Here is a 20,408-nt window from a genome sequence, read left to right on the forward strand (position 1 = left end):
CAATATAACGGATTACGAGTCTAGTATCCCGGAAACAGGATTTGCCATTGTGGGGTCGCTCCGCGAAGCGCCCGATCGAGCGCACGGAGCAATTCGCCCACTCGCCCACCGCCGGCCGGCGCCGGGGGATAGCGGCACAATATCCCGATGAGCTTTGGCGTCGCACGCCGGACAGCGCGATCGGCATGATCCGCGCCGGCATCGGGTAAGCCCGCGACAAGTTCGACGGCCCGGGCGCCATGCGCCGCGGCTCCCAGAATGTGCCGGACTTGGGTGGCGCGCGCCAGGGGATGGAGCCAGGGCGCGGACACGGCGGACATCGCGGCCCGCGCCGCCTGGCTCGCGGCCGCATCTTCGGACTCCTGCGCCGCCTTGAGCGCGGACCAGGCCGCATCGCGCAACGCCTTCACGCGCCGGCCGCCCCGCGCGAATGCCCATGCGGTGTCGATCGCATCGCGCGGACGCGGATCCGAGGGACAGGATCGCTCGAAGATCTCCAGCACCTCCGCGGCGCTTTCGGCGGCGTAGGCGGTGACCGTGCGAAGATCCTCGATATCGAGAACGATCTCGCCGGTCACGACTAGCTGGTCACCACCAGCAGCGCTTTCGCGTCCCCGGTTCCGTCATTGCGGATCTCATGTTCGACATCGGCGGGATAGCGCGCGGTCGCGCCCAGCGGCACGGTCTGGCGTTCGCTCGCCGCAATGACCTCGAGCGAGCCTTCGAGCACCGTCAGATGCTCGCGCGTGCCGCGCGCGTGCGGCGACGAAACCAGCGCACCGCCGGGGGCGAAGGTCAGTTCATACCATTCCAGGCTGTCGGCGCGGTCGGCGGGGCTGAGAATGCGCAGCAGGCAGCGCCCGTCCTCGGTGCGGATCTCGGGCGTGAACGAGGCGGAGGCGACGTCGATGCGGACGCGCTTTTCGGGCTGGCGGAAACCGATCAGTTCGGAGACGTCGACCTTCAGCGCCTCGGCCAGCGCCCAGACCGTCGCCAGGGTCGGGTTGGTCTGTCCGCGCTCGATCTGCGAGAGCATCGATTTCGACACGCCCGAGATCTTGGCGAGCCCATCCAGCGTCAGCCCCTGCCGCCGGCGGAGCTGATGGATATAGGGGCCGATCTGCGGTGAACCCCCGCTAGGCATGATGGCGGCGCTCCCGGCGCGCGCGAAAAATCCGGCATTGCATGACAATGCCATAGCAAGCGGCAAGCGGCTTGTCGCTCATCGGCGCGCACCGTCGAAATCGCGCAGGATCGCGGCGAACATGTCGATCCCGTCCCACAGATTCTGCAGACGCAGATTCTCGTTCGCGGCATGCTGGTTGTTGTCGGCATTGACCGTCGGCAGCAGCACCGCCGGCGTCGACAGCCCATCCGCTATGACGGACATGGGGATGCTGCCGCCCAGCATCGGCGTCACCAGCGGCGGCTTGCCCAGCGCATGCGTCACCGCGCGGATCACCGCCTGGGTGCCCGGTGCCGATGCAGGGGCGCGATATGCGGGATAGCCCGGCACCCATTCGGCACGCAGCACCTTGGGATGGCCGAGCAGCATTTCCGTATCAGGGGCATCGGCGGTGACGAACCAGCCCTGGTCGCGGAAAAACCGTTCGGTGACGGCGCGGACATGGTCTGGCGTCTGGCCGGGCACCAGCCGCATGTCGATCGATGCCATCGCGCGTGTCGGAATGACATTGGCGGCCTTGTCTCCGACAGCGCCGGCAGAGATGCCCCGGATGTTGAGCGCCGGCCGCATGACGCCGTCCATCAGCCTCGGCGCGCCTTCGCTATGGCCGATCTGAAGATCGCGGCGCAGCCCGTCCTCGATGGCGGGCAGCGCATCGAGCAGGCGCCGGTCCTCGGCATCGATCGGCTTCACCCCGTCCTCGAAACCGGGGATCGTGACCTGCCCCTGATCGTCGCGCATCGCCGCGAGCAACCGCGCAAGCGCCATGGCGGGATTGGGCGCCCAATTGCCGTAATGGCCCGAATGCAGCCCGCGCCGGGGCCCATAGGCCGTGAGTTCGAGCGACATGATGCCGCGCGCGCCGAGGATCACCTGCTGCGCGCCGCTCGCATGGACGGGGCCGTCGCACAGGATCCAGAGATCGGCCTTGAGTGCATCGGCATGGGCGCGGAGCTGCGCCGCGATATCGGGCGACCCGGCTTCCTCCTCTCCGTCGAGGAACAGGATCACATTGACGCCAGGCGCCTGCTTCGTCGCGCCGAGCGCATCGATCGCGCGCAGGATCGCGACGATCGGTGCCTTGTCGTCGCTCGCCGAGCGGCCATAGAGCCGGGCTTCGGGCGCCAGCGCGGTCGGCGGACCAGCCAGGTCGATGACGGGCGCGTCGGCGCCGGGACCGGCGCGCAGCACGGGCTGGAACGGCGGCGTCCGCCATTCGGGCTGGCCGACGGGCTGGCCGTCGAAATGCGCGTAGAAACCGAGCGTGCTCCGCGCGCCGGGCACATCGCGCCGCGCGATGATCGAGGGTTTGCCGGCATTGCCCGTCTGGATCCGCGTGACCGAGAAACCGCGCCGCTTCAGCATCGCGTCGAGTGCGCGGACGTTCGGCTCCATCTCGGCCGCCGTGCCGCCGGCATTGGGGACGGCGACGAAATCGGCGAGTTCGCGCACGATCTCCCATTCATGGGCGATGCGATATTGGCGAACCGGATCGGGCCTGGCCGGCGCGGCGAGCGCGGGCACCGGCAACAGGGCGGCGAACGCGACAATCGGCAGCGGAAGACGGCGGATCATGATGCGAGTGCGGTGACAGCGGACATGGCGTGGATTCCCCTTCCGACGATGCGTCGGGACGATGAATAGGACGCCCGCGCGCGATTACAAACGCCGATCAGATCGGCATCGCATCGATCATCCACATCATGAAATGATGCGATATATAGCCTTTGTCTATAGTTGAAATTTCGTGATTTGCAGCGCAGCATGCCCGTGCGCAAAGCAGGGCGGTCTGCGATCGGCGACGACGGAAACCAAGTCCGTTCCACAACATCGCGGATATCGAGCAGAGCATAGCCTATGCCGGTCACGACATATAATCCAACCCGAACGCCGCACGAATGCCCCGGCTCGACGCAAGTGCATGGCGCACACAATCCCACCGATCGCCCGGAATGGCGAGGTTCCGCGATCATGAGCCGGCCGGATTCGGTATAGCTGTGAGCTATAGAGCTATGAACCCTTTGTGCTGGATTTGTGACGGCCAACGCATTGATGTTGCGTTGCGACAATAAAATCAGGGGGACTCGACATGACCGCGCTTGCTTCACAACCTTTTCCGGGGAGCGCGGCACGTCGCGCAAAGCTCCTTCTTCTCGCCGGCGGCAGCGCGATGCTGTGCCTGGCGCATCCCGCCCTGGCCCAGACCGCACCACAGGCTCCGCAGGCCGCCGAGGCCGAACCGGAAGCCGACATCATCGTCACCGGCTCGCTCGTGCAGCGCAACGGCTTCGACACGCCGACGCCGGTCACGGTGATCGGCGCCGAGACGCTGACCCGCGTCGCCGCGCCCAATATCGCCGACGTCATCAACCAGATGCCTTCGGTGCGTCCCTCGCTGACTCCGACCAGCACGGTCAATCTCGGCAGCCTCGCCGCCGGCAACTATATCGACCTGCGCGGCCTGGGTTATCAGCGGACCCAGGTCCAGGTCGACGGCCGCCGCTATGTGCCGACCACGCCCGCGGGCGGCGTCAGCATCTCCTCGATCCCGCAGGCGATGGTCAACGGTATCGACATCGTCACCGGCGGCGCCTCTGCAGCCTATGGTTCCGACGCCGTCGCCGGCGTCGTCAATCTGCGCATCGATTCACGCTTCAAGGGATTGAGGGGCAGCGTCCAGGGCGGCATCTCCAACTATGGCGACTATGAGAATTTCCTCGCCTCGGTCAGCTACGGCACCAGCTTCATGGACGATCGCCTGCATCTGGTCGTCGCGGCAGAGGCCTCGCAAAATGGCGGCATCCGCTGGCTGCGCGACCGGCCGTGGAGTGCGAAGAACCCCGGCACCATCGCCAACCCCGCCTTTCCCGGTGACCCCAATGCGCCGAGAAACCTGCTCGTCACCGAAGGCATCCGTCAGACCAATGTCGCTTATGGTGGCGTGATCACCGGCGTCAATTTCAATGCCGGCGGTGGATCGGGGATCACCGACATCACGAAATTGCCCTCTTATCTCAAGGGCATCCAGTTCGACGCCAACGGCAATGCCGTCCCCTTCGCCTTCGGCACGCTGGTGACGCAATCGACCCAGATCGGTGGAGACGGCGCCAACGGCATTGCCGACAGCCTCGGCGCGGTGCCGGTCAACCGTTATACCGGTTTCGGCCGACTGACCTTCGACGCGAGCGACGCGATCACCCTGTTCGGCGAATTTTCGTACAACAAGGTGACGTCGGAATATCTGGGCCTTGCCTCCGCGCACCAGATGACCGTCCGGTCGGACAATGTCTTCCTGCCCGCGGCGCTGCGCCAGACGCTCGCCGCGAACAATGTCGCATCGATCGTCGTCGGCCGCAGCGTGCTCGACAATGCCCGCACCGTCTCCAACCTCGATATCGAGACGATCAACGCGCTGGGCGGCTTCAATGCCAAGCTGGGCAGCGGCTGGACGCTTGACGGCAGCTTCAGCTATGGCCGCACCAAGAACCGCGCGACGACGAGCAACAACCGGATCAACTCGCGCTTCAACCTGGCGATCGACGCGATCGACGATCCGCGCACGGCCGGCGTGATCGATCCGATCTGCCGCTCGACGCTGACCGACCCGACCAATGGCTGCGTGCCGCTGAACCTGATCGGCGAGGATCGCTATTCCGATGCCGCGCTCGCCTATGTGAACGGCACCGGTTTCCGCCTGTGGGACATCAAGCAGAAATCGGCGATCATGACGCTGCGCGGTTCGCCGTTCGACACCTGGGCCGGACCGGTCTCGATCGCGGCGGGCGGCGAGTATCGCGAGTTGAGCGTCAAGACGACGTCCGATCCGATCTCGACCGCGCAGGCCTTTTTCGGTGGCGGCACCATCCCCTATGCGGGCAAGGTCACCGTCAAGGAAGGGTTCGGCGAAGTCATGGTCCCGCTCGCCAAGGATACGAGCTGGGCGAAGGATCTGAGCGTCGACGCCGCGGTGCGCGTCACCGATTACAGCACGTCGGGCACCGTCGTCACCTGGAAGGGCGGCATCAGCTATGCGATCAACGATTCGATCCGGCTGCGTGCCACGCGCTCGCGCGATATCCGCGCGCCCGGCCTTGAAGAGCTGTTCCAGGCCGGATCGACATCCCAGCTGACCGTCGAGGATCCGAAACTCAACAACATCTCCTATCTCGTCACCGCGGCGAACCAGGGCAACCCCAACCTGACGCCCGAAAAGGCCGACACCTTCACCGCCGGCCTGGTGCTGACGCCGACGATCATCCCGCGCCTCAAGCTCTCGCTCGACTATTACAAGATCGAGCTCAACGACGCGATCATCGCGCTCACCCCCGCGACGATCGTCGACCGCTGCTACAAGAACATATCACCCCAAGCATGTTCGCTGATCATCCGCGGCGGCGTCGACGATCGCATCACCCGCGTGATCAACGGCCCCGTCAACCTGACCTCGGTCAAGACCAGCGGCATCGACGTCGAGGCGCAATATTGGTTCCCCATCGGCGCGGATCGCCTGAACCTGCAGGCGCTGGTCACCTATATCGACAACACCTCGATCTTCGACGGCATCACGCTTACCCAATTGGGCGGCAGCGTCGAGCAGCCGACGGTCGCCGCGGTCGGCGGCAACCCGCACTGGAAGGTCAACACGCATGTCAGCTATGTGAACCCCGGCTTCACGCTGAGCGTGGCAGCGCGGTATATCGGCGGCGGCGCGATCAACAAACGCTTCACCTACAAGGATCTCGACGTTCTGAGCGTCAAAGGCCGGGTCTATTTCGACCTTCAGGGCGAAGTGACGCTGATCGAGAATGACGACAATCGCGTCGCCCTGTTCGGATCGATCCAGAACGTCTTCAACAAGACGCCACCGATCACCGGCGCGGGCGGGTACGGCACCACCCGGGCGCTGTACGACACGCTCGGCCGGATGTTCACCGCGGGCGTCCGTTTCAAATTCTGATGATGACATGTCCGGGCCGCAATCGCGGCCCGGACCATTTTGGGAGGATCCGGATGGCCCGTTTCGCCTGGCTGCCGCTCGCCGCATTGCTCGCGACGCCCGCTCATGCCGATCTGGGGGCACCCGGCCGGATCGCGACGGCGCTCGGGGTTCCCTCCCCCACCGCGCCGGGCTGCGCGGTCGGCATCTTCCGCGACGGCAAGACGGCGGAGCTGGTCAATGCCGGCGCCGCCGATATCGCGACGGGCCGTGCGATCGGGTCCGACACGCAATTCTACGCGGCCTCGGTCTCCAAGCAATTCACCGCGGTCGCGCTGATGCAGCTCGTCGTCGCGGGCAAGGTCTCGCTGACCGACGACGTCCGGAAATTCATTCCGGAGTTGGCCGATTACGGCACCGTCGTCACCGTCCAGATGCTGCTCAACATGACCGGGGGCATCCGGGATTCGCTCGCGCTGCTCGCGCTGGAGGGCAATCTCAAGATTTCGGAGCCCAGCCGCGCCGACGCGCTGGCCGGCGTGCTGCGGCAGAAGGAGACCAATTTCAAACCCGGCACCGAATATGATTACACCAATGGCGGCTATCTGCTGCTGTCCGAGATCATCGAGCGCGTGTCGAAACAGCCGTTCGAAACCTATGTGAACGCGAATGTGCTGAAGCCTTTGGGCATGACGCGCAGCTTCATGATGCTCGGCAAGCGCACCGCCGACGCCAATGCGACGCACGGTTATGTCACGGCCGCCGACGGCAAGGTGACCTCCGCCGACGAATATCCGCTGTTCGGCGGATCGGGCGGGCTGATCACGACGGTGAACGACCTGGCCAAATGGGATCGCGACATCGACACCGGCCATAAGGTGTGGACGCCGGAGATCACGCGGCTGATGATCACGCCGGGCAAATTCACCAACGGTGCGCCGGTGGTGCGATCGGGGCGCGGCATCGCCTATGGCAATGCGCTGATCGTCGGACCGCACTGGTTTCACCACACCGGCGGAGCCGCCGGCTACAAGACGCTTTATGGCCGCCTGCCCGAAAAAAGGATGGGCATCGCGCTGCTCTGCAACAATGGCGCGATCGATCCCGCGAAAAAGGCGGATGAGGTGATCGCAGCGCTCAACGAGGGGCTGCCGGCGATCACCGAACCCAGCTCCGACGGCTCGGCCCTCAACGGCCGCTATCGCAATCCCAACATCGCCGCGACCTATATCGTCGACGCCAAGGGCGACACGATCAACCTGACGCTGGAGACCGCAAAGGGCGGCACGACCGGCCCGCTGGCGCTCAAGCGCAACGACGAAGGCGCGTTCAAGAGCGGGCCGTTCAGCATCACCCCCGACGACGATGCGCGCGGCTTCGTGCTAAGGACGTCCCGCATCACGCTTCATTTCGATCGGGCACAATGACGATGACCGGATTGCGTCGCTCCGCCGCCGCCCTCGCCCTGCTCGCGCCGCTGTTGGGGGCCGCTCCGCCACAGACCACGATCGTGATCGCCGGCGGCGCCATCTATGACGGCGCCGCGACGAAACCGGTGATCGGCGACGTGGTCATTGCCGGCGACAAGGTGATCGCGATCGGACCGCGCGCCGGCCGCAAATATCGCGGCGCGCGTGTGATCGATGCCAAGGGAATGATCGTCGCGCCCGGCTTCATCGATCCGCACACCCATGCCGACGCGCTTGTCTGGGGCGATACGGCGGAAAAGCGGCTGGTGACGCCGTGGCTGACCCAGGGCGTGACGACGATCATGACCGGCAGCGACGGCTATGGCCAGGGCCCCGAAGGATCGCCGGCGAAGCTGTTCGACCATGTGGCCAAGGCGGGCGTCGGCCCCAATGTCGCCGCGTTCGTCGGCTTCGGCTCGGTCCGCGAGGCAGTGATCGGCGACGATGCACGAGCGCCCTCGCCAAGCGAGCTGCAGCGCATGCAGTCGATCACGGCGCGGGGCATGTGCGAAGGCGCGCTCGGCCTGTCGGCGGGGCTGTTCTATGCGCCGCAGAGCTTCGCCAAGACCGAGGAAGTGATCGCGGTCGCGCGCGAGGCGGCGAAGCGCGGCGGTGTCTATGACACGCATCAGCGCGACGAATCCTCCTACACGATCGGTCTGATGGCCTCGGTGCGCGAAGTGATCCGCATCGGCCGCGAAGCGGGCCTGCCCGTCCATTTCTCGCACCTCAAGGCGCTGGGCGCCGATGTCCAGGGCAAGGCGGCGGACGTGATCGCGATCATCGACGCGGCGCGCGGCGCAGGGCAGAGCGTCACCGCCGATCAATATCCCTATGAGGCATCGGGATCGAGCCTGATCGCCTCGCTGGTGCCGCGCTGGGCGCAGGATGGCGGTGCGGCGGCGCTTGTCCGCCGGATCGAGACCCCGGCCGATCGCGAGAAGATCGTCGCCGAGATGAAAGTCAATCTGGTGCGGCGCGGCGGCCCCAATGCGGTGCTGATGCGCGATGCCGGCCGTCCCTGGTCGGGCAAAAGGCTCGACGTCATCGCCAGGGATTGGGGCGTCGATCCGGTCGAGGCGGCGCTGCGCATCATCGTGGCGAACAAGGGCGATGGATCGAGCATCGTTTCGTTCAACATGATCGAGCCCGATATCCGGCTGTTCATGCAGCAGCCCTGGATGATGACGGGCTCCGACGGGTCGGCCGGCCATCCCCGGATGTACGGCACCTTCCCCACCAAATACGCCAAATATGTCGTCGCGGAGAAAGCGATCAACGTCGCCGACTTCATCAATTCGAGCACCGGCCGCACCGCCGATTTCTTCAAGCTCGACCGGCGCGGTCATCTGAAACCCGGCTATTTCGCCGATGTCGTGGTGTTCGATCCCAAGACCTATCGTCCGCGCGCGACCTATCTCGAACCGGCATTGTCGAGCGAGGGTGTCCGCACGCTGATCGTCAACGGCACGCTGACGATCGACGGCGGGCGCGTGACGGGCAAGGCCGGCGGGCGCGCGGTGAAGCATAGGCCGACGCAGGGGAGTTGCGCATAGGGCGAGGCCGTACCCGGATTCAGGCCAGGGCCTTGGTCAGGGCACGGGCAAAGGCGGCATTCAGCGCGTCACGCGGCGCTTCCGAGGGCTTGGGCCAGGCGCTTTGCAGGACGAGCAGCAGGTCCGCCGCAGGATCGATATGGAGCAGCTGACCGAAGACGCCTTCGGCCCGATAATTGGCGGGCGTGCGCTGGATCCACCATTGATAGCCATAGTCGGACGCACTGCCATTCGCCTTGTGCGGTGCCGATGGCTGGGTGGACTCCGCCATCCAGCCCGCCGGCAGGATCCGGCGCCCCGCGGCGATGCCGTCGTTCAGGCAAAACAGGCCCAGCCGCGCGACATCGCGCGCCGTCGCGCTGATGCAGCCCCCGCCCCATTCGGTGTCCCCTTCGGCATTGCACACCCAATAGGCGTCGGCCTCCATGCCCATCGGCTGCCAGATTCGCTCGGAAAGATAGGGCGACAGCGGACCGCCGATCGCGGCCGCCACCACTTCACCCAGCATGCAGGATTCGCCGGTCTTATACTGGTGGACGGTCCCGGGCGGATAGGCACGCGGCAGCGATGCCAGATGCGCGAAGAATTGGCCCTTGCGATCGCGTGCGGCGGAAAGCGCGAGCAGCCGGTTCACGTCGGATGCGGGATCGAGATAATTCTCGCTCCAGCGGATGCCGGAGGACATGCGCAGCAGATCGCGGATGATCGTCCCGTCGAACGCCGTGCCCTTGAGCGCGGGCAGATAACGCACCACCGGATCGGTCACCGCGCCGATCTGTCCGTCGGCAATGGCGGCCCCGACCAGCAGCGAGGTCACCGATTTCGCCATCGAAAAGGATGTCCATAGCGTCGCGGCGTCGTTGCCCAGCGCATAGCGCTCCAGCACGACCCGACCCTTGTGCACCGCCACCAGGCTGGCGACGCGATTGAACGCCATGAACTGGGCCAGGGTCCAGTCGCGCCCGTCATGGCTGAACACCAGGTCGGGCCCGGTCGCGGCGCGCGGCAACGGTGCCGTCACGCCGCCCCTGCGGATGGGCCGCGTCGCGAACAGCCGGTCCATGTTGCGGAATGCGCGGATCTGCGCGTCCCCCTCCAGGAACAGCAGCTTCGCGGCATCGCGCGACGCATCATCTGTCGCGCGCGCCCAGGATCGCCCCGGCATCGCCGATGCCGTCAGGCCGGTGCCCAGCCATGCCAGCATGCGGACCGCATCGCGCCGGTAGACCGGCGTGCCGGTCATCGTCCCGCCTCCGCCCTGCAGTGCGCGGCGCCGGCCAGCGCGTCGAGTTCCGCTCGGTCATGCAGCCTGCCGCCCGCGACGACCGCGCGGATGGCACGCAGCGCATCCAGGTCGCGTGAGGGATCGTCTTCGAGCAGCAGCAGGTCCGCGCGCGCGCCGGCCTCGACGGTGCCGAAATCGGCGGCCCAGCCCAGCGCCGATCCCCGCCGGGGCAGCGATCGGAAATAGTCGCGCGGCACCACCGTCGCGCTGCGCAAGGCCTGTATCGGCGTCAGCCCCGCGGCGGCGAGTGCCTTGAGTTCGCTCAACAGCCCTTCGCCCCAGAGGTGATAGGGTTGCGGCGTATCCGATCCGGCCATGATGCGTACGCCCGCACGCACATAGGCCGCGGCGATCGCGCGGCGCAGGCGCACAAAGGCCGTGGCGGCCTCCACCGGCATCGCCCGCTGCATGGCTGCGCGGCGCGCCGGCCAGGTCCGGCGCTGTTCGGCATCGGCCAGGCAGGCCGCCATGCCCGCCGCCAGGGCACGGGTGTCCGCGGCAGGATCGAAGGCGCGTTCGAACGATGCGAGCGTCGGCACCTGAAAGGATCGCGCCCGGGCAACGCGCCGCGCCAGGCCGTCGACCTGCGCGGGTTCGGCGGCGGACGCGGCAGCGACCACCGCTGGCGGCGGAACCTGCGCGAACGGTTCGAGATCGGCGCCATGTTTCGGCAGCAATTCCTGGATCGCGCCATCGAGATGCTCGACCTCCTGCCCCGCCGCGAGCGCCGCGGGCAGGCCGACCGCATTGTCGACATGGCCCGCCACCGGCAGCCCGGCGCGGCGCGCTTCATCGATCAGCGCGCGCCAGACCGCCGGATGCGTGATCTGGTGCGCCTTGACGAGGTCGTATCGCCCATCCGCCGCGCTGCGCACCGCCGCGCGACCGGCTTCGGCCGTCGCTGCGTTGTCGTCGTTGACGATCGGCGCGGCCACATAAAGGCGCGGGCCGAGCAGAGTGCCGCGCTCGACCGCCGAACGCACATCGCGCGCGACCGCCGGCGCCTGCATCGCGCGCGCCGTCGTCACACCAGATCCGATCATCAGCGCGAGCGAGCGTCGCAGCGCGCCGTCGGTCGCCGTCGCGGCATCCGGCAGATGGACATGCATGTCGACCAGGCCCGGCATCACCACCAGCCCCCGCGCCATGATCCGGCGCGCACCCGGCGGCACCCTAACGCGCCGCCGCGGGCCGATGCGCACGATCCTGTCGCCGCGCACGATGATCGTCTGGTCGCGCAGGCGGGCCTGCGCGGTCATCGGCAGCACCTCCGCGCCGACGATGGCGAGCGTTTCCGGAGTTTCCTTGGGTGCCGGCGCTGCGATAGCGGGCGTGACGAACGGCAGCAGCATGGGCAGCAGCCGGACGACGCGGCACACGCTCATGCCTCTCCTCCGCCGATCGCAAGCATGGCGCGCGCAGGAAAATGATGCGGCGGCACCGGCAGATTGGTCGGCGCCGGCCCCTTGCGGACTCGCCCGGACAGGTCGAATTGCGAACCGTGGCACAGGCACAGCCAGCCGCCATCGTCGCCCAGCCCGGCGAACGGCTCGCACCCTTCATGCGTGCAGCGGCCGATCACCACCAGCCAGTCGGGATCGTGCGTGCGATCCTCGTCGCGTTCGGGGTCGCGCAGCGTCGAGAGCGGCACCGCGCGCACCGCCGCGATCTCCGCCGCACTGCGGTAACGGACGAAGACGGGCTGGCCGCGCCAGGCAATGCGCAGTTGCTCGCCTTCGCCGATCCCGTCGAGCCGTACCAGCAGCGGCCCGGCGTCGTCATGCGCGGCCGTCCGGCCACAGGGCAGCGCCGCCAAACCGGCCAGCATCTCGCGCCGACGGATGCCGGGCATCACGGCCTGGTTACGCGGCCGGGCACGTCGACCACCTTGACGCGCGCCGAACCCTTGCCGCCGGTCTTCACCCGCTTGAGTTCCTGCAAAGTGGCGACGTCGATCACGCTCACTTCGTTGCTCGTGCGGCAGCCGACATAGGCGTATCGGCCGTCGGGCGCGAAAGTGATCCAGTTGGGACCCGCGCAGACCGGGATCGTCTTCACCAGTTCCAGCCCGGGATGCGTATAGATGGAGACAGTGTTGATGATGCTGCCCGCGGCGAACAGATATTTCTCGTCGGGCGACAGCTCCAGCCCGTGATTGACGTTGTGCGGCCATTCGAGCGGCGGCGTGAAATCGGCGGGCAGGCCGGGCAGGCGCACCGTCCGCGTCACCTTTCCGCTCTCCAGATCGGCGACGGCAAAGCCGTGCAGGCGCGAGAGCTGCGTATAGAGCGTCTTTTCGTCGCGCGTGAAAGTGAACGGGCGCACCCCGTCCTGGAAGCTCAGCAGCTTGGCCAGCCGGTTCTTCTCGGTATCGAGCACATAGATCGACTGAGTGAACATCGATCCGGCGTAGAGGCGCTTGCCGTCCGCCGACAGCCGCGTGGTGTGCATGCCCCATTGGCCGTCGAGCCGGCCGGTGACCACCCCGCGCCGGGTGTCGATCACCTCCAGATATGCGCGGTCGTAGAGCGGCGCGTAGAGCGTCCCCGTCTTCGAGATGCTCAGATGATGCGGCCATCCGTCCTTCAGCGGCAGGCGCCAGAGGATCCGGTCGTCCGCGGTGCTGATCGCGACGATCTCGCCGGAATCGGGAACGCCCCAGCCATGCGACTTGGAAATACCGACATTGACATAGACCGCCTTGCCGTCGGGCGATCCGATCACGTCGTCGGGATGATGGCCGACGGGGATCACGCTCACCAGCTCATGTTCGGGGATGCTGATCACCGAAACATCGCCACTCTCGCCGTTCTGGACATAGAGATACGGCTTGGCATGAAGCGCCGTCGGCAGCGCGAGCGCGGCGGCGGCCAGGCCGCAGAGCAGCCGTCCGGTTACAGTCACCATATGCGAACCCTTTTCTCTTCTGGCAGGTAGAGTGCACGCCCCGGCTGCACGTTGAATGCGCGGTACCAGCCGGGCAGGTTGCGGACGATCCAGACGCGCTGTTCGGGCGGCGCATGGACATCGGTGCGCAGCGCCTGCATGCGCGCGGCCTCGCGGTAATTGACGCGCCAGATCTGCGCCCATCCCAGGAAGAAGCGCTGGTCGCCGGTCAGCCCGTCCTTCACCGGCAGTTCCTTGCCGCCCAGCGAATGGCGATAGGCATCCCAGGCAACGGTCACACCGGCCAGATCGCCGATATTGTCGCCCACGGTCAGCCGGCCGCTGACGAACTTGCCCGGAAAGATCTCATAGGCGTCATATTGCTTCACCAACGCCTCGGTCAGCGCGTTGAAACGGCTGACGTCCTCGGGCGTCCACCAGGTGCTGAGCACGCCGCGCTCGTCATATTTCGCGCCCTGGTCGTCGAAATGATGGCCGATCTCGTGCGCGATCACCGCGCCGATCGCACCATAGTTGAGCGCGGGATCGGCATGAGCGTCGAAGAAAGGCGGCTGCAGCAGCCCGGCGCTGAACACGATCTGGTTGGACCGGTGATTGGCATAGCCGTTCACCGCCATGGCGGGCAGGTCGGTATACCATTGCCGCTTGTCGATCGGCCTGCCCAGCATGTTCAGCTGGCGCTGATGCTCGAACTCGCGGGCGCGCCGGACATTGCCGAACAGATCGTCGCGCCGGATCGCAAGCGATGCATAGTCGCGCCAGCGGATCGGATAGCCGATCTCGGCGACCATCGCGCGCAGCTTGGCGCGCGCACGATCGCGCGTCTGCGGAGACATCCAGGCCAGCGTGCCCAGCCGCCGGTCCCAGGCGGCCAGGATCTCGCGGACCAGCCGGTCGGCCTCCGCCTTCGCTTCGGGCGGGAAATGGCGCTCGACGTAGATCCGGCCCACCGCGTCGCCCATTGTCATCGAGACCAGATCGGCCGCGCGCTTCCATTCGGGGCTGTTCTGCGGAGCACCGCTCATCACCGTTCCGTTGAACCGGAAATGCGCGTCGACGAACGGCTGCGACAGATAGGGCGCATAGGCCTGGAGCAGCCTGAGCTTCAGATAGTCGCGCACCACCGCAGGGGCCGCCGTCGCCATCAGCGCCGCATTCTTCGCGATCGCATCGGGCTGGCGGATCAGCATGCGCCCCTGCCCTTCGAAACCCGCCGCACGCAGATAGGCGTCCCATGCGAATTGCGGCGCCGAGCGCCGGATCTCGTCGATGCTCAGCCGGTTATAGGCGCGGTCGGGATCGCGCGTGTCGACCTGCGGCCATTGGCCCGCCGCCAGCGCCGCCTCGAAGTCGAACACCGCGCCCGCCCGCGCCTGCGCATCCTTCTGCCCGAGCAAGGCAAGCAGTTCGGCCAGATATTGGCGGTAGGCATCGCGCCGGGCGTCGAGATCCTTGCCCTTGTCGAGATAATATTGGCGCTCGAGCATGCCGAGCCCGCCCTGATGGACGATGACGATCGCCGCCTCGGGCACGCGATCGTCGGCCTCGACCATCGTCCAGAACGGCGCCTGGACCTTCATCCGCGTCAGCGTGCCCATCACCGTCGCCAGCGCGCCGACATCCGCCGCGCGGTCGATCTCGGCGAGCAGCGGATCGATCGGGCCATGGCCCAGCGCATCCACCCGCTGCCGATCCATGAAGCTGGCATAATAGTCGCCGATCGCTGATCGGGGCTTGCCGGCCTGCTCCTCAAGGATCGCGCGCACGCGCCGTGCCGACAGATCCTCCAGCGCGGTGAATGCGTCGACGCCGATCTGGTCGGGCGGGATCGGCGTCGCCCTTACCCAGCCGCCGCTGGCGTAGAGATGGAAATCATTGCCGGGGTCGACATTGCTGTCCATGCCCGCCAGATCGAAGCCCCAGCGGCCGATCTCCGCCTGCCCCCGTCCGCCCGGCCGCACTGCGGCCGGTTCGGATGGGGCCGACTGCACCTGCGGCGCGATCGCCATCGCGATGACGGCCAGCATCGCCGTGCCGGCGATGGGCAGCCGGCCGGGCCTGCGCCCGCCTTCATCATGTCGCGCCATGTCAGAACCGCGCCGCCACGCCGACGTAGAAGAAGCGGCCGATATTGCTGTACACGCCCGATCCCGGCGTGATCCCGACCAGCCCCGCGGGCGGGCGCCGATTTGTGAGATTGTCGACGCCGACATAGGTGTTGAAGCGGCGATCGACGTCGAATGAGACCCGCACGTCGTGATAGACCACGCTCGGCAGATAGCGGACGTCGAAGGCGTCGAGATCCTCGGCGGGGCGCCCCTGCACCGATTTGATGTTCTCGATCGCGCCGGGGGTCATCCGGCCGACATATTTGAGCTGATAGCCCAGGGTGATCGGACCGCGTTCGATATCGAGCGCCAGATTGAAGGCGTCGCGCGGGAAGCCGATCTCGTCCAGATTGCGGTCCGCCCGGCCCGGATTCTCCGGATCGAGGAAGGAATCATTCTGCAGGACATGGGTGTAGTTGAGCCTGAGGCCGACGGTCGCGACATCGGCGATCCGGCGGCGGAATGCAGCGCCCACGTCCAGCCCGCGCGTCCGCAGCGCGGCATAGTTGAGCGGCGTCAGGTCCAGGCTGTTCTGGATGATCTCGCCCGGCTTCTCGCCGTTCGGTCCAGGCGTCGACCCCATATTGCGCGCGAACAGCTTGCAAAACTGGTTGTCGATCCCGCTGGCGTCGTAACAGGCGTTGAGCACCTGCTGCACGCCGGGCGAGGTGATCACGTCCTCCACCTTGATGTCGTAATAGTCGACGGTCACCGACAGGCCGGGGATCCAGCGCGGCTGGAAGACCAGCCCCGCGGTCAACGACTTGGATCGTTCCTCCCTCAGGTCCGGATTGCCGCCGGCCTGATAGGGAAAGGATGTCATATAGACCTTGTCGAAACCGACAGGCACGCCCGCCGCGCGGCAATTGGCGGCGCGCGCCGACGATCCGGAACCGATATTCTGGACGGAACAGGGGTCGCTGATCAGTCCGGCCGAATAATGCTGGCTGTACGGGCGATACACCTCCACCTGATTGGGTGCGCGCACCGCCGTCGCATAATTGGCGCGGAAGCGCAGATCGTCGACGGGCGCCCATTCGATGCCGCCGTTCCAGGCGAGCACCGTACCCGCCCGCCCCCGATAATCGGCGGCGCGCGCGGCGGCGTTGACGGTCAATTCCCGGAAGAAAGGCCGATTGGCGAGCAACGGCAGGCTGATTTCGCCGAACACTTCCTTCACCGCAAAGGCCGGCGGCAGGAAGGCGGGCGCGGGCGTGTAGAAAGTCAGCCCCGCCTCGACCAGCGGATCCTGCGTGTTGCGCAGCCGCTCGCGCCGATATTCGGCGCCGATCGCGAAGCCGACCGGACCGCCCGGCAGTTCGAACCAGTCGCTGCTGTCGCCGTTGACGAAGGCGTTGAACACGAACTGGCTCAGCTTCGATCGGGCAATGGAATCGGTGAGCAGATAATCCTTCCCCGCCTGCGAGATATTGCCCTCTCCGAACGGATTGAGCGGAGCGCAGGCCGCGACGTCGGCGCCAAGCCGGCCGGCGGCGAAGGCCTGGTTCGTGGCGCCTTCATAGGTTCGGGCAGCGGCGGGATTGATGGTGGAGCGGCAGACGATCCGGCCGGTCGCGGGATCGCGCACCGTGTCGATCGCCAGCAGATAGCGCTGCATGTCGACATTGCCGAGGATGCGGGTGCGCGTATCGACCTCAGCGACGTTGACCGACGCCTCGTAGCGCCAGTCGCCGTTGAAGCGGCCCCTGGCGCCCCCCACGACGCGCCAGGTGTCGCGCCGCGTCGCTTCCTGCCGCGTGCCCAGTTCCAGGAAGTTGCGCGCGAAATAGAATGGCGCATCCTGCCCCGCCGGAATCCCCATGGTCTGGCGGATCAGATTTGCTGCGGCGGCGGAAAGATAGGGATTGTCGGTCCGATAGCTTTCGCGCGGGCTGCGGTCAGCGATCGAGAAGAACGGCCCGACCGAGCTGCCCAGCGCATCCGAGCGCACGAACTTCGCCTCGATGAAGGGCTCGAACGCCTCGCTGACCGTGAAATGGCTCAGCAGGTTGATGCTGTAGCGCCGGACATCGGGCGCCAGGCCGAGCTGGCGCCCCTCCTGCAGATTGGATCCGTTGCCGCCCTGGTAGAAACCGAAGGGCGCCAGGCCGATGCGGTCGCCGGTCTGGAGGACCAGCGAACCGTCGGGCTGGAACAGATAAGCCGGCAGATGCCCGTCGGCGCCGGGCGCGAGCACGACATATTGGCCGCCATTGCTGGCATCCAGATAGCGAATATCGCTGAACAGCCGGCGATCGGGCACGCCGTCGCTGCCATTGGCGAGGCCCGGCGCATCCTGGTCGACCTGCAGATAGGCGGTCAGCCGATTATAGTCGGGTCGCTGCGACGCATACCAATCGTCCTGCCTGGCGAATTCGGCGCTGACGACGACATTGCCGCGCCCGTCGCCGAAATTGGTGCCCGCCGTCGCGCTCAGGAAATATTGGCCGGCATCGCCATAGCGGCTGATCCCGGCCTGTCCGCGCATACGCAGGCCTTCGAAATCGCGCTTGAGCACGAAATTGACGACGCCGGCGATCGCGTCCGAACCATAGACGGCCGAACTGCCGCCCGTCACGATATCGACGCGTTCGATCAGTTCGGTCGGAATTGCGTTGACGTCGGGCGCCGATCCGTTGGGCGAACCGGCGATATGGCGGCGCCCGTTCTGCAGCACCAGCGTACGATCGGTGCCCAGGCCCCTCAGATCGAGCAGGTTCAGGCCCGATCCACCCAGGATCCGCGTCGAATTGGCCTGGGTGACGGTGCTGCGAAAGCTCGGCATTTCATTGAGCACCTCGCCGATCGACGTGTTGCCCGTCTGGAAGAACTCCTCGCCGCGCATCGTGGTGACGGGCACGGGGGATTCGACGTTGACGCGCTGGATGCGCGATCCGGTGACGACGATCGCCGGTGCCTCCTCAGCAGCCGGGCCCGCCATCGCGACCGCGTCCGTCGCGGCGGGCTGCTCGGCGGCCGCGCCCTGGCGGCGGCGGATGGCGACCGCGCCCGATGCATCGACATAGGATGCGAGATCGCTGCCCGCCAGCAGCCGGTCGAGCGCGGCGATCACGCCCAGCTGCCCCTTCGCGCCGCGGGTACGGACGGGGCGGACATCCTCCATCCGATAGATGACCTGCCGGCCCGATTGCCGCACAAAGGCATCCAGCCCAGATTTCAGATTACCCGCCGGAATATTGAATGTACGGATTTCATCCGCTGCATGAACTGGTGAAGCAGACACGATAATTGCTGCGCTCGTCGCAAGCGCGAATACCATCCCCCGCATTGATCACTCCCCCGATGTACCATTGTTGTCTGATCAGTAAGACAGTCGGCACATCCGAAATCCGTTACGCATTAACGCGAGATATATATTTTTTCTTCGTCGGTGATGACTTTCAGACCATAGGCCTCGCGCAGCAGCCGGCCGAATATATCGACATTCTTGGCCTCGAAGCTGCCGCCGATCGCCATCTGCGCGACATCGCGGTCGGCGATCACGATCTGCTTTCGGTTATAGCGATTGAACTCGTCCGCCGCCTCGCCCAGCGTATCGCCGTCGAAAACCAGCCGGCCCTCGCGCCAGGCCATTTTTTCCTGCACGCGATCCTCGCTGCGGTCGGCGATCAACATCGTCGGCCCTTCGGCCACCGCGATATTGCCGGTGGTGATCGTCGCCGACCGGTCGACCATGTCGCCGCGCACCTCATCCACGCGCACCCGCCCTTCCGACACGATGATCGTCACCCGCCCCCGCGCGCGACGCACCGAGAATTTGGTGCCCAGCACGGTGATCATCCGCGATCCCGCATGAACGACGAAGGGCCTGGCCGGATCCTTTGCAACGTCGAAATAGGCTTCACCGCTGTCGAGCCAGACTTCGCGGCGCCCCTTGTCCACGCCGGCCCGAATGGCAGTGGCGGTGTTGAGTTCGACGCGGCTGCCGTCGGGCAGTCCGACGATCTTGTGCCCGCCGATGGCGGTCTCCACGCGCGCCAATTCGATCGTCCGGACGGGTTCCGGCGAAAACGGCACCGGCAATTTTCCGCTCGCAACGATCACCGCCACGATGAGCAGAAACGACAAGGATGCCGCGATCGCCGGTATCGGCCGGCGCCAGTCGAAGGAAAAGCGTGAGATGATGGGTGCCGGCATATCCGCGACGGCACCGATCGCGCCGATGCGATCCGCCGCGCGCCAGCCATGCTGCAGACGCCAGAATGCGACCTTGTTCGCGGTAGAGGCCGCGAGCCAGGCGTCGAGCTGCACCTGATCGGCCTCGGACCAGCCCGGTTCTTCGCTGCGCAGCACCCATTGCGCGGCCTCGTCCTGAAGAGAGCGTTGCGCCGTCATCTGCGCCCGATCTTTCTGTGCGACCGGCCGGGCCGACTGATCCGGCCAGCCCCGCCCAGCATGAAATCGACGAGCGCGCGCATGCCGAGCGTCAGCTGCTTCTCGACAGTGTCGATACTGATCCCGAGATGGGTCGCGGTTTCGGCCGTGGACAACCCGTCGACCTTACGGAGCCGGACGACCTCGCGGCAGCGCGGCGGCAGATTGTCGAGCCCGACCTGTGCCCGGCGCAACTCATCGCGTGCGATCAGATTGGGTTCGGGCGCCGGATGATCGAATGCGTCCTCCTTCGTCGTCATGTCGGCAACGAGTTCGAACGAGACAACACGCTCGTGCTGCGCGCGATTGATCAGGTGGTTTCGCGCGACCGCATACAGATAATATTTCACATTGCGCGGCAGTTCGTTGCGCACGCCGATCACCATACGTTCGTAAACCTCCTGGCGCAGATCGTCGACATCGGCGGAAACCGGCCAATTGCGACGGATGAACTGCGTGAGCATCGCTTCGTGCGGCAGCACTTCCTCGCAAAACCAGGCTCTGAGCGCCGCATCGTCAATCATCAGCGAAAGTGCATCCTCCGGGCATCGACCTCGACCAGCCCT

General features: G+C 66.4%; 15 protein-coding genes. 3 read left to right on the forward strand and 12 right to left on the reverse strand.

Going from position 1 to position 20,408, the window contains the following annotated elements; genetic code table 11:
- Positions 1–20 precede the first annotated feature (20 nt).
- From AC3WN8_RS22015 to AC3WN8_RS22030, 4 genes are all read right to left on the reverse strand, one after another.
- A complete protein-coding gene (locus AC3WN8_RS22015; RefSeq protein ID WP_492671635.1) occupies positions 21–578 on the reverse strand; it encodes a putative immunity protein in 558 nt (185 codons plus the stop codon).
- 2 nt (positions 579–580) lie between these two features.
- The gene (locus AC3WN8_RS22020; RefSeq protein ID WP_492671636.1) at positions 581–1,144 is read right to left on the reverse strand and encodes a helix-turn-helix domain-containing protein; all 564 of its coding nucleotides are present in this window, start codon (positions 1,142–1,144) and stop codon (positions 581–583) included.
- A gap of 78 nt (positions 1,145–1,222) precedes the next feature.
- A complete protein-coding gene (locus tag AC3WN8_RS22025) occupies positions 1,223–2,761 on the reverse strand; it encodes a M20/M25/M40 family metallo-hydrolase (protein WP_492671637.1) in 1,539 nt (512 codons plus the stop codon).
- The gene (locus tag AC3WN8_RS22030) at positions 2,758–3,054 is read right to left on the reverse strand and encodes a hypothetical protein (protein WP_492671638.1); all 297 of its coding nucleotides are present in this window, start codon (positions 3,052–3,054) and stop codon (positions 2,758–2,760) included. The genes AC3WN8_RS22025 and AC3WN8_RS22030 overlap by 4 nt, the downstream gene beginning before the upstream one ends.
- Positions 3,055–3,275: 221 nt before the next feature.
- Between AC3WN8_RS22030 and AC3WN8_RS22035 the strand changes: the two genes are divergently transcribed.
- Genes AC3WN8_RS22035 through AC3WN8_RS22045 form a run of 3 tightly spaced genes read left to right on the forward strand, consistent with a single transcriptional unit; the run spans position 3,276 to position 9,147 of the window.
- Complete coding sequence (locus AC3WN8_RS22035; protein ID WP_492671639.1) at positions 3,276–6,143, forward strand: TonB-dependent receptor domain-containing protein; 2,868 nt, start codon at positions 3,276–3,278, stop codon at positions 6,141–6,143.
- 53 nt (positions 6,144–6,196) lie between these two features.
- Positions 6,197–7,549, forward strand: a complete 1,353-nt coding sequence (locus AC3WN8_RS22040) for a serine hydrolase domain-containing protein (protein WP_492671640.1) — start codon at positions 6,197–6,199, stop codon at positions 7,547–7,549.
- 2 nt (positions 7,550–7,551) lie between these two features.
- Entirely contained in the window at positions 7,552–9,147 is a 1,596-nt protein-coding gene (locus tag AC3WN8_RS22045; RefSeq protein ID WP_492671641.1) for an N-acyl-D-amino-acid deacylase family protein, read from the forward strand.
- Positions 9,148–9,166: 19 nt separating this feature from the next.
- Here the strand turns inward: AC3WN8_RS22045 and AC3WN8_RS22050 are convergent, their stop codons facing one another.
- The 8 genes from AC3WN8_RS22050 to AC3WN8_RS22085 all read right to left on the reverse strand — a co-directional run bounded on the left by AC3WN8_RS22050 (position 9,167) and on the right by AC3WN8_RS22085 (position 20,366).
- Positions 9,167–10,390 (reverse strand): serine hydrolase domain-containing protein, encoded by a 1,224-nt coding sequence (locus AC3WN8_RS22050; protein ID WP_492671642.1) that lies wholly within the window; start codon positions 10,388–10,390, stop codon positions 9,167–9,169.
- Positions 10,387–11,817 carry an amidohydrolase family protein gene (locus tag AC3WN8_RS22055; protein WP_492671643.1) on the reverse strand — a complete coding sequence of 477 codons (1,431 nt, stop codon included), beginning with the start codon at positions 11,815–11,817 and terminating at the stop codon, positions 10,387–10,389. Before AC3WN8_RS22055 ends, AC3WN8_RS22050 begins: the two co-directional genes overlap by 4 nt.
- Positions 11,814–12,284, reverse strand: coding sequence for a ubiquinol-cytochrome c reductase iron-sulfur subunit (petA, locus tag AC3WN8_RS22060; protein ID WP_492671644.1), 471 nt, complete (start codon positions 12,282–12,284; stop codon positions 11,814–11,816). The genes AC3WN8_RS22055 and petA overlap by 4 nt, the downstream gene beginning before the upstream one ends.
- Complete coding sequence (locus tag AC3WN8_RS22065; protein ID WP_492671645.1) at positions 12,284–13,339, reverse strand: beta-propeller fold lactonase family protein; 1,056 nt, start codon at positions 13,337–13,339, stop codon at positions 12,284–12,286. The genes petA and AC3WN8_RS22065 overlap by 1 nt, the downstream gene beginning before the upstream one ends.
- Positions 13,333–15,426: a M13 family metallopeptidase gene (locus AC3WN8_RS22070; protein WP_492671646.1), complete on the reverse strand. Its 2,094-nt coding sequence runs from the start codon at positions 15,424–15,426 to the stop codon at positions 13,333–13,335. The genes AC3WN8_RS22065 and AC3WN8_RS22070 overlap by 7 nt, the downstream gene beginning before the upstream one ends.
- A gap of 1 nt (position 15,427) precedes the next feature.
- Entirely contained in the window at positions 15,428–18,604 is a 3,177-nt protein-coding gene (locus AC3WN8_RS22075) for a TonB-dependent receptor domain-containing protein (protein ID WP_492671647.1), read from the reverse strand.
- A 203-nt stretch (positions 18,605–18,807) separates the two neighbouring features.
- Entirely contained in the window at positions 18,808–19,803 is a 996-nt protein-coding gene (locus AC3WN8_RS22080) for a FecR family protein (RefSeq protein ID WP_492671648.1), read from the reverse strand.
- A complete protein-coding gene (locus AC3WN8_RS22085) occupies positions 19,800–20,366 on the reverse strand; it encodes an RNA polymerase sigma factor (RefSeq protein ID WP_492671649.1) in 567 nt (188 codons plus the stop codon). The genes AC3WN8_RS22080 and AC3WN8_RS22085 overlap by 4 nt, the downstream gene beginning before the upstream one ends.
- Between the last annotated feature and the right edge of the window lie 42 nt (positions 20,367–20,408).

The organism is Sphingobium sp. FW305-3-2-15-F-TSA7 (assembly GCF_058787155.1).

Excerpts from the sequence above, each read along its gene's own strand:
- AC3WN8_RS22085 (WP_492671649.1), bottom strand. The coding sequence starts at position 20,366 with ATGATTGACGATGCGGCGCTCAGAGCCTGGTTTTGCGAGGAAGTGCTG.
- AC3WN8_RS22050 (WP_492671642.1), bottom strand. The coding sequence starts at position 10,390 with ATGACCGGCACGCCGGTCTACCGGCGCGATGCGGTCCGCATGCTGGCA.
- AC3WN8_RS22080 (WP_492671648.1), bottom strand. The coding sequence starts at position 19,803 with ATGACGGCGCAACGCTCTCTTCAGGACGAGGCCGCGCAATGGGTGCTG.
- AC3WN8_RS22045 (WP_492671641.1), top strand. The coding sequence starts at position 7,552 with ATGACCGGATTGCGTCGCTCCGCCGCCGCCCTCGCCCTGCTCGCGCCG.
- petA (WP_492671644.1), bottom strand. The coding sequence starts at position 12,284 with ATGCCCGGCATCCGTCGGCGCGAGATGCTGGCCGGTTTGGCGGCGCTG.
- AC3WN8_RS22020 (WP_492671636.1), bottom strand. The coding sequence starts at position 1,144 with ATGCCTAGCGGGGGTTCACCGCAGATCGGCCCCTATATCCATCAGCTC.
- AC3WN8_RS22065 (WP_492671645.1), bottom strand. The coding sequence starts at position 13,339 with ATGGTGACTGTAACCGGACGGCTGCTCTGCGGCCTGGCCGCCGCCGCG.
- AC3WN8_RS22070 (WP_492671646.1), bottom strand. The coding sequence starts at position 15,426 with ATGGCGCGACATGATGAAGGCGGGCGCAGGCCCGGCCGGCTGCCCATC.
- AC3WN8_RS22055 (WP_492671643.1), bottom strand. The coding sequence starts at position 11,817 with ATGAGCGTGTGCCGCGTCGTCCGGCTGCTGCCCATGCTGCTGCCGTTC.
- AC3WN8_RS22040 (WP_492671640.1), top strand. The coding sequence starts at position 6,197 with ATGGCCCGTTTCGCCTGGCTGCCGCTCGCCGCATTGCTCGCGACGCCC.
- AC3WN8_RS22025 (WP_492671637.1), bottom strand. The coding sequence starts at position 2,761 with ATGATCCGCCGTCTTCCGCTGCCGATTGTCGCGTTCGCCGCCCTGTTG.
- AC3WN8_RS22035 (WP_492671639.1), top strand. The coding sequence starts at position 3,276 with ATGACCGCGCTTGCTTCACAACCTTTTCCGGGGAGCGCGGCACGTCGC.